The sequence below is a fragment of the Jannaschia sp. L-14R genome, assembly GCF_056857695.1.
Window position 1 is genome coordinate 713,176 of the sequence record NZ_JBSXNP010000010.1, and the last position, 13,589, is coordinate 726,764.

General features: G+C 62.9%; 15 protein-coding genes. 11 read left to right on the forward strand and 4 right to left on the reverse strand.

Annotation, left to right across the window (positions count from 1 at the left end):
• Positions 1 to 18 precede the first annotated feature (18 nt).
• Positions 19 to 420, reverse strand: a complete 402-nt coding sequence (locus tag AC13C2_RS11870) for a cell division protein ZapA (protein WP_482886923.1) — start codon at positions 418 to 420, stop codon at positions 19 to 21.
• The gene (locus AC13C2_RS11875) at positions 413 to 802 is read right to left on the reverse strand and encodes a hypothetical protein (RefSeq protein WP_482886925.1); all 390 of its coding nucleotides are present in this window, start codon (positions 800 to 802) and stop codon (positions 413 to 415) included. Before AC13C2_RS11875 ends, AC13C2_RS11870 begins: the two co-directional genes overlap by 8 nt.
• A gap of 147 nt (positions 803 to 949) precedes the next feature.
• Here AC13C2_RS11875 and tkt point away from each other — a divergent pair, with 147 nt between their 5' ends.
• The 3 genes from tkt (at position 950) to AC13C2_RS11890 (ending at position 4,916) form a co-directional block, all read left to right on the forward strand.
• A complete protein-coding gene (tkt, locus tag AC13C2_RS11880) occupies positions 950 to 2,983 on the forward strand; it encodes a transketolase (RefSeq protein WP_474521660.1) in 2,034 nt (677 codons plus the stop codon).
• Positions 2,980 to 4,170 (forward strand): NADH:flavin oxidoreductase/NADH oxidase family protein, encoded by a 1,191-nt coding sequence (locus AC13C2_RS11885; protein WP_482886926.1) that lies wholly within the window; start codon positions 2,980 to 2,982, stop codon positions 4,168 to 4,170. Before tkt ends, AC13C2_RS11885 begins: the two co-directional genes overlap by 4 nt.
• A 74-nt stretch (positions 4,171 to 4,244) precedes the next feature.
• Positions 4,245 to 4,916, forward strand: a complete 672-nt coding sequence (locus AC13C2_RS11890) for an NYN domain-containing protein (RefSeq protein ID WP_482886927.1) — start codon at positions 4,245 to 4,247, stop codon at positions 4,914 to 4,916.
• Positions 4,917 to 4,932: 16 nt separating this feature from the next.
• Here AC13C2_RS11890 and AC13C2_RS11895 read toward each other — a convergent pair whose 3' ends face one another.
• Positions 4,933 to 5,889: a DUF808 domain-containing protein gene (locus AC13C2_RS11895; RefSeq protein ID WP_092762876.1), complete on the reverse strand. Its 957-nt coding sequence runs from the start codon at positions 5,887 to 5,889 to the stop codon at positions 4,933 to 4,935.
• Between the two features lie 139 nt (positions 5,890 to 6,028).
• Between AC13C2_RS11895 and AC13C2_RS11900 the strand changes: the two genes are divergently transcribed.
• From AC13C2_RS11900 to AC13C2_RS11920, 5 genes are all read left to right on the forward strand, one after another.
• Positions 6,029 to 6,172 carry a hypothetical protein gene (locus AC13C2_RS11900; RefSeq protein ID WP_175495850.1) on the forward strand — a complete coding sequence of 48 codons (144 nt, stop codon included), beginning with the start codon at positions 6,029 to 6,031 and terminating at the stop codon, positions 6,170 to 6,172.
• Between the two features lie 144 nt (positions 6,173 to 6,316).
• Entirely contained in the window at positions 6,317 to 7,321 is a 1,005-nt protein-coding gene (gene gap / locus AC13C2_RS11905; RefSeq protein WP_092762880.1) for a type I glyceraldehyde-3-phosphate dehydrogenase, read from the forward strand.
• Between the two features lie 120 nt (positions 7,322 to 7,441).
• Positions 7,442 to 8,614: a phosphoglycerate kinase gene (locus AC13C2_RS11910; protein WP_482886928.1), complete on the forward strand. Its 1,173-nt coding sequence runs from the start codon at positions 7,442 to 7,444 to the stop codon at positions 8,612 to 8,614.
• Between the two features lie 216 nt (positions 8,615 to 8,830).
• The gene (locus AC13C2_RS11915; protein WP_092762884.1) at positions 8,831 to 9,142 is read left to right on the forward strand and encodes a hypothetical protein; all 312 of its coding nucleotides are present in this window, start codon (positions 8,831 to 8,833) and stop codon (positions 9,140 to 9,142) included.
• A 79-nt stretch (positions 9,143 to 9,221) separates the two neighbouring features.
• Positions 9,222 to 10,115, forward strand: coding sequence for a fructose bisphosphate aldolase (locus AC13C2_RS11920; protein WP_482886929.1), 894 nt, complete (start codon positions 9,222 to 9,224; stop codon positions 10,113 to 10,115).
• A 57-nt stretch (positions 10,116 to 10,172) separates the two neighbouring features.
• On the opposite strand, the gene AC13C2_RS11925 is transcribed toward AC13C2_RS11920, so the two are convergent.
• On the reverse strand, positions 10,173 to 10,379 hold the full coding sequence (locus AC13C2_RS11925; protein WP_482886930.1) for a hypothetical protein: 207 nt from the start codon (positions 10,377 to 10,379) through the stop codon (positions 10,173 to 10,175).
• Positions 10,380 to 10,752: 373 nt separating this feature from the next.
• On the opposite strand from AC13C2_RS11925, the gene AC13C2_RS11930 reads away from it, so the two are divergent.
• From AC13C2_RS11930 to AC13C2_RS11940, 3 genes are all read left to right on the forward strand, one after another.
• Positions 10,753 to 11,052 carry an FtsB family cell division protein gene (locus tag AC13C2_RS11930; protein WP_339643068.1) on the forward strand — a complete coding sequence of 100 codons (300 nt, stop codon included), beginning with the start codon at positions 10,753 to 10,755 and terminating at the stop codon, positions 11,050 to 11,052.
• A gap of 129 nt (positions 11,053 to 11,181) precedes the next feature.
• Positions 11,182 to 12,201 carry a pyruvate dehydrogenase (acetyl-transferring) E1 component subunit alpha gene (gene pdhA / locus AC13C2_RS11935; RefSeq protein ID WP_092762892.1) on the forward strand — a complete coding sequence of 340 codons (1,020 nt, stop codon included), beginning with the start codon at positions 11,182 to 11,184 and terminating at the stop codon, positions 12,199 to 12,201.
• Position 12,202: 1 nt separating this feature from the next.
• Complete coding sequence (locus AC13C2_RS11940; RefSeq protein WP_482886931.1) at positions 12,203 to 13,582, forward strand: pyruvate dehydrogenase complex E1 component subunit beta; 1,380 nt, start codon at positions 12,203 to 12,205, stop codon at positions 13,580 to 13,582.
• Positions 13,583 to 13,589 lie beyond the last annotated feature (7 nt).

A 13,589-nucleotide genomic window follows, 5' to 3' on the forward strand; every position in this document is an offset into this window, starting at 1 on the left:
ACAAGGCCCCGCCTGCGCCTAGCCTGCCGCGCGCGCCCTGGTCCTGGCGGCCAGATCTTCGGCCTTGTCCGCCAGCGCGTTCAGGCGGGCCAGCGCGGCATCGGGCACGATCTCCTTGACGACTTCGACGGTCTTCGGCTCGGCGGCCTGGCGGGCCTGCATTTCGTCCAGAAGCTGGGTCTGCTGGGCCAGCCGCCGGTCCAGCGCGCGCAATTCCTCCTCGGCCGAGATCGACTTGTCGGCCAGCATCAGCCCGGCCATCAGCAGCATCCGGTCCTGTGTCAGACGATTGCCCGTGGACGCCAGCACCTTTGCCTCACGGTCCAGCAGTTCGGCAGCGGCCGACAGGTAACCCTCCTCGCCGTCCTGACAGGCGACGGCAAAGCTGCGCTCGCCAATTACGATGGTCATATCAGGCATTCGACGTCTCCAGCATGGGTTCCAGTTCGGCCAGAAGGGCCTTCATCTCGGCAAGATCCTGCGCGCGGGCGGTGCGCAGTTCCGCGATTTCGGTCTCAAGCGCGGCGGTGTCGGCCGAAGGTGCCGAGGGCGCGGCTTCGACCGGCCGGTCCTCGGCGGTCCTGGCGCGAGTCAGCGCGGCGTCCAGCGCCGCCTCCCGATCGCGATCCAGCTGCTCCAGCGTGGCGATCTTCTGATGTGCCTGCGCCAACTCGCCCTCAAGCCGCTTCACGTCCGCGCCATTGTCCGCGACCGCCTCCGCCTGCTCCAGCGCGTCGACCGCGACAGTCAGTGCCGCCTCCAGTCGCGCCAGTGCGCTGTCCATATCCGCCTGTTCTGCCATGTCCTGATCCCCAAAATACGTCTTTGCGCCCAAGGGACCGCAAATGCGCGCCCATGTCAAAGGCCGGACGTCCCGTCCTTGCACGCGGGCGACAGCCTGCTAGGAACATGACAAAGCCACAGAAGCCAAATCCGAGAGACCCAAGCCATGACCGATCAGCACCCCGACCTCGACGCCCTGCGCGCCGCGAACCCCGATCACTGGCGCCGGGCCACTGCGATCCGAGCCCTGACGCTGGACGCCGTCGCCGCCGCGAATTCGGGCCACTCTGGCATGCCGATGGGCATGGCGGACGTAGCCACGGTGCTGTTCGAGAAGCATCTGAAGTTCGATGCCAGCCGTCCCGAGTGGCCAGACCGCGACAGGTTCGTCCTGTCTGTCGGACACGGGTCGATGCTGTTGTATTCGCTGCTGCATCTGACCGGCTACCCGGAGATGACGCTGGACCAGATCCGCAACTTCCGCCAGCTGGGTTCGATCACTGCAGGTCATCCGGAATATGGTTATGCGCCGGGGATCGAGGTCACGACCGGGCCGTTGGGTCAGGGCATCGCCAACAGCGTCGGAATGGCCATCGCCGAGGAAATCCTGCGCGAGCGCTATGGCCGCAAGATCGTCGACCACTACACCTGGGTCATGGCCGGTGACGGCTGCCTGATGGAGGGTGTCAGCCAGGAAGCCATCACGCTGGCCGGACATCTGGAACTGTCGCATCTTATCGTGATGTGGGACGACAACGGCATCACCATCGACGGCAAGGTGTCCCTGTCCGACAGCACCGACCAGAAGCAGCGATTCAAGGCCGCGAACTGGGATGTGATCGAAGTCGACGGCCATGATCCGGTCGCCATCGACGCCGCCCTCACCGATGCCAAAAAGGGTAAAAAGCCCACGATGGTGGCCTGCAAGACGCATATCGCCCTCGGCTCCTCGGCGCAGGACACGTCGAAAGGCCACGGCGCGCTGACCGATGACAAGGTGATTGCGGATACCAAGCGGGCCTATGGCTGGGATCAGGCGCCGTTCGAGATACCTGCCGATCTGAAGGCCGAATGGGAGGCCATCGGCGCCCGCGGGTCCGAGGCGCGGGCCGAATGGGAAGTGCGCTTCGCCGATCTGGGTCAGGGCAAACGCGGCGAGTTCGAGCGGACGTTGCGCGGCGATCCGGCCCGCAAGCTCTCGGCCACGATCAAGGCGATGAAGCGCCAACTGGCCGAAAGCCAGCCCAAGGTCGCGACCCGCAAATCGTCGGAAATGGTGCTGGAGGTGGTGAACCCGATCATGCAGGAAACCGTCGGCGGATCGGCGGACCTGACCGGATCGAACAACACGCTGACCGAAGGTATGGGCATCTTTTCGGCCGAGAACCGCGCGGGCCGCTATATCTACTATGGCATCCGGGAACACGGCATGGCCGCCGCGCTCAACGGCTTGGCACTGCATGGCGGCATCCGGCCCTATGGCGGCACCTTCTTCTGCTTCACCGACTATGCCCGTCCTGCGATGCGCCTTTCGGCCCTGATGGGCGTGCCGGTCACTTACGTCATGACCCACGACAGCATCGGTCTGGGCGAGGACGGCCCGACTCACCAGCCGGTCGAGCATCTGGCGATCTGCCGCGCGACGCCCAACACCAACGTCTTCCGTCCCTGTGACACGGTAGAGACAGCAGAAGCCTGGGAACTGGCGTTGACCTCGGCACGCACACCATCGGTTCTGGCGCTGACGCGACAGGGAGTGCCGACGCTTCGGACGACCTTCTCGAACAAGAACCTCGTGGCGCAGGGGGCCTATACATTGGCCGACACGACCGAAGGCAAACGTCTGGTCATCCTGATGGCCACCGGGTCCGAGGTCGAGATCGCGATGAAGGCCCGCGACATCCTGCAGGCCGACGGCATCGGCACGCGCGTGGTTTCCATGCCATGCTGGGAGTTGTTCGAGGCTCAGGACGAGCAGTATCGCAAGAAAATCCTGCCCCCCGGCCCGGTCCGCGTGGCAGTCGAGGCGGGCGCGCGCATGGGCTGGGACCGCTGGCTGTTCGGCGAGCGGGGCAAGCGCGACAAGGGCGCTTTCGTCGGAATGGAAGGCTTCGGTGCCTCGGCCCCGTCGGACGAGTTGTTCGAGCATTTCGGCATCACCGCTGAGGCCGTCGTCAAGGCCGCGCGCGCGATGTTGTGACCGCTCAGCCGGTCGCCCTGCTGTTTGAGCCCCTCACCCTGCCCTGTGGCGCGGTGCTGGCCAACCGGCTTGTAAAGTCGGCAATGTCGGATTCGCTGGGCGACGGACGCGGAAACCCCGGTCCCGGACAGGCACGTCTGTATGAACGCTGGGCCGAGGGCGGGATCGCCGCCACCATCGTGGGCGAGGTCCAGGGCGACCCGTTTGCGGCGGAAAAGCCGGGCAACCTGGTGCTGGGGCCGCTGTCGGACCGCGCCGCCCTGACGGAGCTGACGCGGTGCGGATCGACGGGCGACACGATCATCTGGGCACAATTGGGTCACGCCGGCGCGATGACGCATCCGCCCATCGGCACGCCCAGGGGGCCCTCTGCGCTGGACATGCCCGGTCTGACCTGCGCCGCGCTGACCCGCGACGAGATCGCCGCGCTGCCCGCTACGTTCGCACGAACGGCGCGTATGGCTGTGGAGGTCGGGTTCGGTGGTGTTCAGGTTCACGCGGCGCATGGTTTCCTGCTGAGCCAGTTTCTGTCGCCTTTGTTCAACAAGCGCACCGATGCCTATGGTGGCAGTCTGTCCAACCGGATGCGCCTGACGCTGGAAGTGATCGCCGCCGTGCGCGATGCAGTCGGGCCATCTGTGCCGGTGGCAGTGAAGCTGAACGCGACGGACCAGCTTGAGGGCGGCTTTTCCGAGGACGAGGCGGTGCAGGTCGTCGCCGCGCTGAACGCGACATCGGTCGATCTGATCGACATCAGCGGCGGCACGTATTTTCCGGGCGCGGCCTCGGCGTCCGACGGGACGGCAAAGGGGGCCTATTTCCTGCCGTTTGCGCACCGGGCACGCGCGGTGACGTCCAAGCCGCTGATGCTGACCGGTGGGATCAAGACGCGGGCACAGGCGGTCGAAGTTCTGGCGTCGGGCGCGGTCGATGTGATCGGTATGGCGCGCGCCATGGTGTTGGACCCGTCCCTGCCGCAGACATGGGCAACCGACGGTCCCGACCCGGCGTTTCCGCGTTTCGACTCTCCGCCCGAGGGTGGCATCACCGCATGGTACACGATGCGGTTGACTGCATTGTCGCGTGACGAATTTGGCCCTGCGCCCGAGGATTTGCCCGCGATGGTGGATGCCTATGAGACCCGTGACGCGGAGCGCGCCGTGCATTGGCGGCGGCAGTTCGGGTAGAGACGACGGCATCTGCGTCCCTTTTCCACGCCATCGCCCAAGTGCCGCCATACTTGGACGGACATGATCGGCGCATGTCTTTCCACGATCCCCACCTTGTAAAAAGCCGTGTTGCCGTCTTCGTAGATGGCGACAATATAAGCGCGGCTTATGCCGACGAAATCATGGCCATCGCCCGCAAGTCAGGCCGCCCGGATCTGCTGCGCGTCTATGCCGATGCTGTTCGCAAACCGCAGTGGCGCAAGGTGCCGGGATTCAAGAGTGTCGATGCGGGCGCAGCCAAGAACGGGGCCGATCTTCTGCTGTGCATCGACGTGATGGACACCGCACATGTTGGCGGGTTCGATACCTTCGTGGTTGTCAGCGACGATGGCGACTTCACACATCTGGCACTGCGCTTGCGCGAACGCGGTATCAGGGTGATCGGTGTCGGCACACAGGATGCAAAGAAGTGCCTTGGAGCTTGTTTCACAGCGTTCGAGCCGCTGAAATCGACGGTGAAGGCCAAGGATTGCAAGGCTGGAGAAATCGAGGCCAAAGTGATCGCGGTCATCAAGGAACACGCCCACCCGGACGGGGGCCTGCCGATTCAACAGTTGGGATTGCGCATGTCTCAGATCCACGCGCTCACCAAAAAGAACATTCCCGAAAGCGGCTGGCCGAAATATGCAGAACAGCGGTCGGAGTTATTTCGTCTTGAGAAGAAAGGCACCCAGCAAGTCGTGTACTATGTTGGTGCGCGGTAAAAGCCACCAACACCGCCTAATGCGCCTCGGCATCCTTTCCGCCCGGCAGCAAAGCAACCACCGGCATCAGCAACAGACCCAGAGCCAGCCCGACGATGCCATCCAGCACTGCCGTCACCGTCCATTCGACAAAGCCCGCCGCCGCAGGTACCGCCTGCGCCGCCGCGCCCGCGATGCCCTTGATGGTTTCATAGGGAAGATACCAGACGATCTCTCTGATGGCGTGAACCACGATATTCCCCCCGACCCAGATCATCGCCGCCGTGCCGACGACCGTCAGTACCAGCAGGAACGTCGGCATCCCCTTGACCACGGCACGACCCATGGAGCGGGTGACGGAAAGCCGACCCCCTTCGGCCATGGCAAGGCCCATGTCGTCTGCTTTCACGATCAGGGCCACGGCCCCGTAGACGGCAAGGGTGATGACAAGTGCGGCCAGCGCCAGAATCGCCGCCTCCATCCAAGCGGACAGGCCGGGCTCGATATTGGACAGGATGATCGTCATGATTTCCGCCGACAGGATGAAGTCGGTCTTGATTGCGCCCTTGACGCGCTGTTCCTCCAGATGGGTGGCGTCGAGAGTGGTCGTTTCCGGGTCTATGTCGCTCAGATCATCTTTCGGGACCAGCCAGTGCCAGACTTTCTCGGCCCCTTCGAAACACAGATACAGCCCCCCCAGCAGCAACAGATACGGGATCGCCCAGGGCGCGAACCGCGACAGCAGCATCGCGATCGGCAAAAGGATCACCAGCTTGTTGAAAACGCTCGCGCGGGCGATCTTGAACACGATCGGCAATTCGCGCGCGGCCTGAAAGCCCTGAACATACTTCGGCGTGACGGCGGCATCGTCGATCACCGCGCCAGCAGCCTTGGTACCCGCTTTCGTCGCCTGGGCCGCGATGTCGTCGATGGAGGCCGACGCCACTTTGGCGATGGCCGCCACGTCGTCCAAAAGCGCGAGAAGTCCACTCATGTCATTCGAATCCCTGTCGTGTCCGGATAACGATCTAGCGCATGCGGGCCGGGGTCAACGTGTACCCCCGACCCGATGGCCTGGTCCGCGAACGCAATCCGGGGCTTGCAAACGGCGACCGGCCTGCGATTGATCGGCCATGAGCAATGCAACCGCCGCCGTCGTCGCCATTCTCCTCGTGTCTGTGATCGGGGCGGACTGGCTGTTCAACGATGCGCAGGGACTGAACTTCATGGGCCGACGCCTGATGGACCTGATCGAATACATCGCCTTCTGGCGGTAAGCCGCCCGCACCGGAGATCGCGCGCTGTTGCACCGAATGCCACCGCCATGATAGCGCCGGAGCCGTTAGCGGTCACGACAGGTTGCGGCCTGACGCCGACATCGGTTCTATGCGAGATGGCTGAGAATATTCCCCGGAGGTGACATCATGGTCAAAGTGGCAATCAACGGCTTCGGTCGGATCGGACGCAATGTCCTGCGTGGCATCATCGAGTCGGGGCGCACCGATATCGAGGTCATCGCGATCAACGACCTGGGCCCGGTCGAGACCAACGCCCATCTTCTGCAATACGACAGCGTGCATGGCCGTTTCCCGTCCGAGGTTACCACCGGCGACGACTGGATCGATGCGGGACGCGGCAGGATGCGCGTCACCGCCATTCGTAACCCCGCCGACCTGCCCTGGTCAGACGTCGACATCGTGATGGAATGCACCGGTATCTTTACCAGCAAGGAAAAATGTCAGGCGCATCTGGACAACGGGTCCAAGCGGGTGCTGATTTCGGCCCCCGGTTCGGACGCCGACAAGACCATCGTCTATGGCGTCAACCACGACACGCTGACGGCGGACGACATCATCGTGTCGAACGCGTCCTGCACCACCAATTGCCTGTCGCCGGTGGCCTATGTCCTTGATGACGTCATTGGAATCGAGCGCGGCTTCATGACCACGATCCACAGCTATACCGGCGATCAGCCGACGCTGGATACCATGCACAAGGACCTGTATCGCGCCCGTGCCGCGGCGCTCAGCATGATCCCGACGTCGACCGGTGCCGCCAAGGCCGTCGGGCTGGTCCTGCCGCAGTTGAATGGCAAGCTGGACGGTGTGGCGATCCGGGTGCCCACGCCGAACGTGTCGGTTGTGGACCTGACGTTCACGGCATCGCGCGAGACCTCGGTCGAGGAGATCAACGAGGCGATCCGCAAGGCCGCGGACGGCAAGTTGAAAGGTATCCTCGGTTATACCGACAAGCCGCTGGTCAGCAGCGATTTCAACCACGACCCGCATTCGTCGATCTTCCACATGGATCAGACCAAGGTGATGGAGAAGGGCAAGATGTGCCGCATCCTGTCGTGGTATGATAACGAATGGGGCTTCTCGAACCGGATGGCGGATACCGCCGTCGCGATGGGCAAATTGATTTAGCGAGAGTCGCGAAGTCGATACTCTCGTGGCGGCAAGGTGATGGTTTCCCCTCGGAAACCGTCACAGCCGCACAGAAGTTATCCAGGCACCACCCCACTCTCACCTCAGCCGGAGTCCCCCATGACCTTCAAGACGCTCGACGACATGGACCTGGACGGAAAGATCGTGCTGACCCGCGTGGACATCAACGTGCCGGTCGAGGACGGGCGCGTGACCGACACCACCCGGATCGACCGCATCGTTCCGACCATCAAGGAGATCCTGTCCAGGGGTGGCACGCCGGTGATGCTGGCGCATTTCGGACGGCCCAAGGGCAAGCCGGTGCCTGAGATGTCGTTGCGTCAGGTCGTGCCCGCACTGGAGGCCGCGCTGGGCCGTGACGTGACCTTCGTGGAGCGCCCGGACCGCGCGACGCTGGAGGCGGCGGACGGCCCGGTCCTGATCGAGAACACGCGCTTTTCCCCGATGGAGGAGGCGAACGATCCGAAAATGGCGCAATTCCTTGCCTCCCTGGGCGATATTTACTGTAATGACGCATTTTCGGCGGCACATCGGGCGCATGCCTCGACCGAAGGCGTTGCGAGGCTTTTGCCGTCCTGCGCAGGTCGGTCGATGGAAGCGGAACTGACGGCGCTGGACGCGGCCCTCGGAACACCGAAACCGCCCGTTGCGGCGCTGGTCGGCGGGGCCAAGGTGTCGTCCAAGCTGGACCTGCTGGGCAACCTCGTGACCAAGGTGCAGAACCTGATCATCGGTGGCGGCATGGCAAATACATTTCTGGCCGCCCAAGGCGTGAACGTGCAGAAATCGCTGTGCGAACATGACCTTCTGGACATCGCGCGCGGGATCGTGGCCAAGGCCGAAGCCGCCGGTTGCGCGATCCTGCTGCCGCGCGATGTGGTGGTGGCCGCAGAATTCCGTGCTGATCCGCCGACGCAGGTGGTCGCCGCCAATGCGGTGCCCGAGGGGCATATGATCCTGGACGCGGGGCCGGATTCGGTCGCGCATATCAACACGCTCCTCGATGGGTGCGCCACACTGGTCTGGAACGGCCCGCTGGGCGCATTCGAGATGACGCCATTCGACGCGGCAACCGTCGCCGCCGCCCTCCATGCCGCCGAACTGACGCGCACGGGCAAGCTGGTGTCGGTCGCGGGCGGGGGCGATACCGTCTCGGCCCTGAACCACGCCGGGGTCGCCGACGATTTCACTTATATCTCCACTGCCGGCGGCGCGTTTCTGGAATGGATGGAGGGCAAGGAATTGCCCGGTGTCGCCGCCTTGTCGGATTGACGCGCCTTCGAAGACTGTCCGAAGCCGCGATTGCCCGGCACGGGATCTTGCCTCTGGGCTGAGGATATTCAGCCAGCGAGGAGGCCTTCCATGAAGCACCTGTTGTTCTGCTCCGCCCTGCTTGCTCCCGCCACCCTGCCCGCGTCCGCGCAGGACAGGTCGCTCTGAAATCTGGTTCATCTGCAGCGGGTCTGCGTAGCCCTTCTGGAACGCGAGATGCCCTTTGCCACCCGACTGCGCCTTCAATCCGCCGCGCCTGACCCGAACGAGGCGGACCTGAGCGGCCCGCCCGCCGAACTGCGTCACCCTGCACGGGCGTATCTGCGCGGCGTCAACGCGCCCCGGTCGCTGGCCAATGCGCTGATCTATGCCAGTGTCGCGGCAGCCCGTGGCGACAGGCGAGTACCCGCCCTGCTGGACCGCATCGACCACACCCTTCCGAAGGACGGGGCGAAGGTCTGGCAACCTGTCGCGGATGACGTTGCCGGGCGGGCGACCGCCTTCTGGCTGACGCAGGGGGACCGTTAGCGCAACCAGTCACTTGCGGCAATCCGGAGGGCGGCTTACTGCCGGGGGACCATTCATTCGCACCCCCCCGGAGGCCCCCATGTTCGATCCAGATAAAGCCGCGAAAATCCGTGCCGGTCAGGGTTTCATCGCGGCGCTGGATCAATCGGGCGGGTCGACCCCAAAGGCACTGCGGCTCTATGGGGTGTCCGAGGATCGCTATGCCTCGGACGCCGAGATGTTCGACCTGATCCACAACATGCGTGCCCGCATCGTCCGCGCGCCTGCTTTCACCGGCGACAAGGTGGTCGGCGCGATCCTGTTCGAACAGACGATGGACCGCGAGTTCGAAGGCCTCCCCGCCCCCGTTTATCTGTGGGAACAGCGCGGCGTAGTGCCCTTCCTGAAGATCGACAAGGGACTGGAGGAGACGGCGAACGGCGTGAAGCTGATGAAGCCGATCCCTGGCCTGGATGCAACGCTGGAACGTGCACGCGCGGCGGGCATGTTCGGCACCAAGGAACGCTCGGTCATCGATGCCGCCGACGCGGCCGGGATCGAGGCCATCGTGGCCCAGCAGTTCGATGTCGGCCGTCAAGTTCTGGCGCATGACATGGTGCCTATCCTGGAGCCGGAAATCAGCATCGGCATGAACGACAAGGCCCGTGCCGAGACGATGCTGCGCGATGCCATTCTGCGGCATCTGGACGATCTGCCGGTGGGGCAGGAAATCATGCTGAAGCTGACCCTGCCGGAAGAGGCGGGGCTTTACGCACCGCTGGTCGACCACCCGAAGGTCATGCGGGTCGTGGCCCTGTCGGGCGGCTATTCCCGCGACGAGGCGAATGCCCGTCTGGCGCGCAATCGGGGTGTTATCGCCAGTTTCAGCCGCGCCCTGACCGAAGGCCTGTCGGACGCCCAGGACGATGCGGAGTTCGAGGCCGCACTGGCCCGGACCATCGACAGCATACAGGCGGCATCGGTCGCGGACTGACCGGGACGGATAACCGGACGGCAATATCGCCGCCCCGTGTCATTCCGGGCGTTCAGATCAGCAGGGAGCGCAGGCCTGTTCGGGCGGGTTCGCATCGTTGCAGGTGCAGCAGTCGGTCGATGCGGCCACATCCATCGTTCCGGTTACCAGCGGGATCGCCCCGTTGATGTCGGTGAAACCGAAATGCAGCGGCCATGCGCCGATTTTTCCGCTGCCCACCATGTCCTTGAGCATCGGCAGTTTGTAGGCGTGTTCGACCATCACGGCGCGCGCCTCGTGCCCGTGGCTTACCTTGCGACCTTTGAGCCAGGCCTCGCTGGCCGTGATCTTGATAAATGTGCGGGACTTTTCGCGGTGATTGCGATCGTCGTCGTGCTGTCCTGGGATTTGGTGAAATCAGGCATCTAGACCCTCCTGAAATAGACTCTCCTGGAAAATGAATTCTCGATGGATTTTCCGCCCCGCAAATGGCCCGGCGCCCGGATCAATTCCGGTGCCCTTTCATACGACGGGTTCGGTCAGCGTCAGGTATGGGATTGCTTACTCCGGATCGTGAGGCGGGGGATTCCCACCGGCGTCCAAATGTGCCATCCTGCCCGCGAGCGCCCGCGAGAGGTGCTGGAGCAGGTATAGACGCATGGCATCAAATCGCAGACGCGGAGGCTACGGCCTTATCATTCCATTCTTGCTCATGGGGTTCGGGGGCTATTTCGTCTTTGCCGCCGTGCAGGGCGAATACGGGGTGTTCCGCCGTGTTGAACTGGAAGCGCAGCGCGAGGTGCTGCTGGCGGAACTGGCGCTGCTGGATAGCGAGACCGACAAGATGCGCGATCGCACGCGGCGGCTGTCGGATGACTACCTGGACCTCGACCTGCTGGACGAACGGGCGCGGATGATTCTGGGCATGGCCCGTTCCGACGAAATCATCGTCGAATAACCTTTATAAAAACGGATTCGCTGTCGAAGACATTTCGTTCGGCATGTGTTTGGCCTTTTCTGCCGGAACCCTATGCGTTAGCGATTGTTTAACATTGAACGATTCCTGTGTCCGGAGGAGACGCGCCCTATGGCCACCCGCAAGACCGCCGCGAAAGCGAAGCCGAATGTATCGAAGGAGGACCTCCTCCAATACTATCGAGACATGCTTCTGATCCGCCGTTTCGAAGAAAAGGCGGGGCAACTTTACGGGATGGGTCTGATCGGGGGCTTCTGTCACCTTTATATCGGTCAGGAAGCCGTGGTCGTCGGACTGGAAGCTGCGGCTAAGGAAGGTGACAAACGCGTCACCTCGTACCGCGATCACGGTCACATGCTGGCTTGTGGCATGGACCCCAAGGGCGTCATGGCCGAGTTGACGGGCCGCGAGGGGGGGTACTCCAAGGGCAAGGGCGGCTCGATGCACATGTTCTCCAAGGAGAAGCACTTCTACGGCGGTCACGGCATCGTCGCAGCACAGGTGCCGATCGGCGCGGGGCTGGCGTTTTCCGACAAGTATCGCGGCAATGACAACGTCACCTTCACCTATTTCGGCGACGGCGCAGCCAATCAAGGCCAGGTCTACGAATCCTACAACATGGCCGAGCTGTGGGATTTGCCGGTTATCTTCGTGATCGAAAACAACCAGTATGCCATGGGCACCTCGACCAAGCGGTCGACCAAATCGAATTCCTACTGGGAGCGGGGTGCAGCCTACGGCATCGAGGGCGAAGAGGTCGACGGCATGGACGTTCTGGCGGTCAAGGATGCCGGAATGCGGGCCGTTGAATACTGCCGCGCGGGCAAGGGTCCGTATATCCTCGAGGTCAAGACCTATCGCTATCGCGGGCATTCCATGTCGGACCCGGCAAAATACCGCACCCGCGACGAGGTTCAGAAGATGCGTGAAGAGCGCGACAGCATTGAACAGGTCCGTCAGTTACTTCTGACCGGCAAACACGCCAGCGAAGAAGATCTGAAAGCCATCGACAAGGAGATTAAAGACGTGGTCAACGCCTCGGCTGAATTCGCCAAGGAAAGCCCGGAGCCCGCGCTCGAAGAGCTGTGGACCGATATCTATGCCAAGGAAATTCCGCAGGAGGCCGTGTAATATGGCGACCGAAATCCTGATGCCCGCCCTGTCCCCCACCATGGAGGAGGGCACCCTTGCCAAGTGGATGGTCAAGGAAGGCGATACCGTCAAATCCGGTGACATTCTGGCCGAGATCGAAACCGACAAGGCCACGATGGAATTCGAGGCGGTAGACGAAGGCACCATCGGCAAGATCATCGTCTCTGAAGGCACCGAAGGGGTGAAGGTGAATTCGCCCATCGCCGTTTTGCTTGAGGAAGGCGAAAGCGCGGACGACATCGACACCAAATCCGAAACCCCGAAGGCCGACGCGGAGGTAAATGCCGAGGCTCCAGCTCCGAAGCCTGCCGCAGCTGCATCGGATGACACGCCCGCGCCGAAGTCCAATGCCTCGCCCGATTGGCCAGAAGGTACCGAGATGGTCACGATGACCGTCCGCGAAGCCATTCGCGAAGCCATGTCAGAAGAAATGCGCCGCGACGGTGACGTATTCCTGATGGGCGAAGAAGTCGCGGAATATCAGGGCGCGTACAAGATTTCGCAGGGCATGCTGGACGAATTCGGATCGAAGCGCGTCATCGACACGCCGATCACCGAACACGGGTTCACCGGCATCGCCGTCGGTGCTGCCTTTGGCGGGTTAAAGCCGATTGTCGAGTTCATGACGTTCAACTTCGCCATGCAAGCCATTGACCAGATTATCAACTCTGCTGCCAAGACGCTCTATATGTCGGGTGGACAGATGGGTGCGCCGATGGTGTTCCGCGGTCCCAACGGAGCAGCCGCGCGCGTCGGCGCGCAGCACAGTCAGGATTATGCGGCGTGGTATGCTTCGGTCCCCGGCCTGAAGGTCGTGATGCCGTATTCTGCAGCGGATGCGAAGGGTTTGATGAAAACGGCCATTCGCGATGCGAACCCAGTCATTTTCCTTGAAAACGAGATTCTGTACGGAAAGTCGTTCGAGGTGCCGAAACTGGATGATTTCACCGTTCCGTTCGGCAAGGCGAAAGTCTGGCGCGAAGGCAAGGACGTGACCATCGTCAGCTGGAGCATCGGCATGACCTATGCCTTGGCCGCAGCCGACAAGCTGGCCGAAGACGGAATCGAAGCGGAGGTCATCGACCTGCGGACCCTGCGCCCTGTTGACTACGACACGGTGTTGGCCTCGGTGATGAAAACCAACCGCTGCATTCTGGTCGAAGAAGGTTACCCGGTCGCCAGCTTCTCGGACCATATGGCCAGCACGATCATGCAGCGCGCCTTCGATTATCTGGACGCGCCCGTCATCACCTGCACCGGCAAGGACGTGCCGATGCCATATGCCGCGAACCTTGAGAAACTGGCGTTGGTCACCACCGACGAGGTCGTCGAGGCCGTCCGCAAAGTCACCTACCGCTAAGGGGAAA

Coding starts and splice junctions, on each gene's coding strand:
- AC13C2_RS11940 (WP_482886931.1), top strand. CDS start 12,203: ATGGCGACCGAAATCCTGATGCCCGCCCTGTCCCCCACCATGGAGGAG.
- AC13C2_RS11930 (WP_339643068.1), top strand. CDS start 10,753: ATGGCATCAAATCGCAGACGCGGAGGCTACGGCCTTATCATTCCATTC.
- AC13C2_RS11895 (WP_092762876.1), bottom strand. CDS start 5,889: ATGAGTGGACTTCTCGCGCTTTTGGACGACGTGGCGGCCATCGCCAAA.
- AC13C2_RS11870 (WP_482886923.1), bottom strand. CDS start 420: ATGCCTGATATGACCATCGTAATTGGCGAGCGCAGCTTTGCCGTCGCC.
- AC13C2_RS11910 (WP_482886928.1), top strand. CDS start 7,442: ATGACCTTCAAGACGCTCGACGACATGGACCTGGACGGAAAGATCGTG.
- AC13C2_RS11900 (WP_175495850.1), top strand. CDS start 6,029: ATGAGCAATGCAACCGCCGCCGTCGTCGCCATTCTCCTCGTGTCTGTG.
- AC13C2_RS11890 (WP_482886927.1), top strand. CDS start 4,245: ATGTCTTTCCACGATCCCCACCTTGTAAAAAGCCGTGTTGCCGTCTTC.
- AC13C2_RS11915 (WP_092762884.1), top strand. CDS start 8,831: ATGCCCTTTGCCACCCGACTGCGCCTTCAATCCGCCGCGCCTGACCCG.
- AC13C2_RS11920 (WP_482886929.1), top strand. CDS start 9,222: ATGTTCGATCCAGATAAAGCCGCGAAAATCCGTGCCGGTCAGGGTTTC.
- AC13C2_RS11875 (WP_482886925.1), bottom strand. CDS start 802: ATGGCAGAACAGGCGGATATGGACAGCGCACTGGCGCGACTGGAGGCG.
- tkt (WP_474521660.1), top strand. CDS start 950: ATGACCGATCAGCACCCCGACCTCGACGCCCTGCGCGCCGCGAACCCC.
- pdhA (WP_092762892.1), top strand. CDS start 11,182: ATGGCCACCCGCAAGACCGCCGCGAAAGCGAAGCCGAATGTATCGAAG.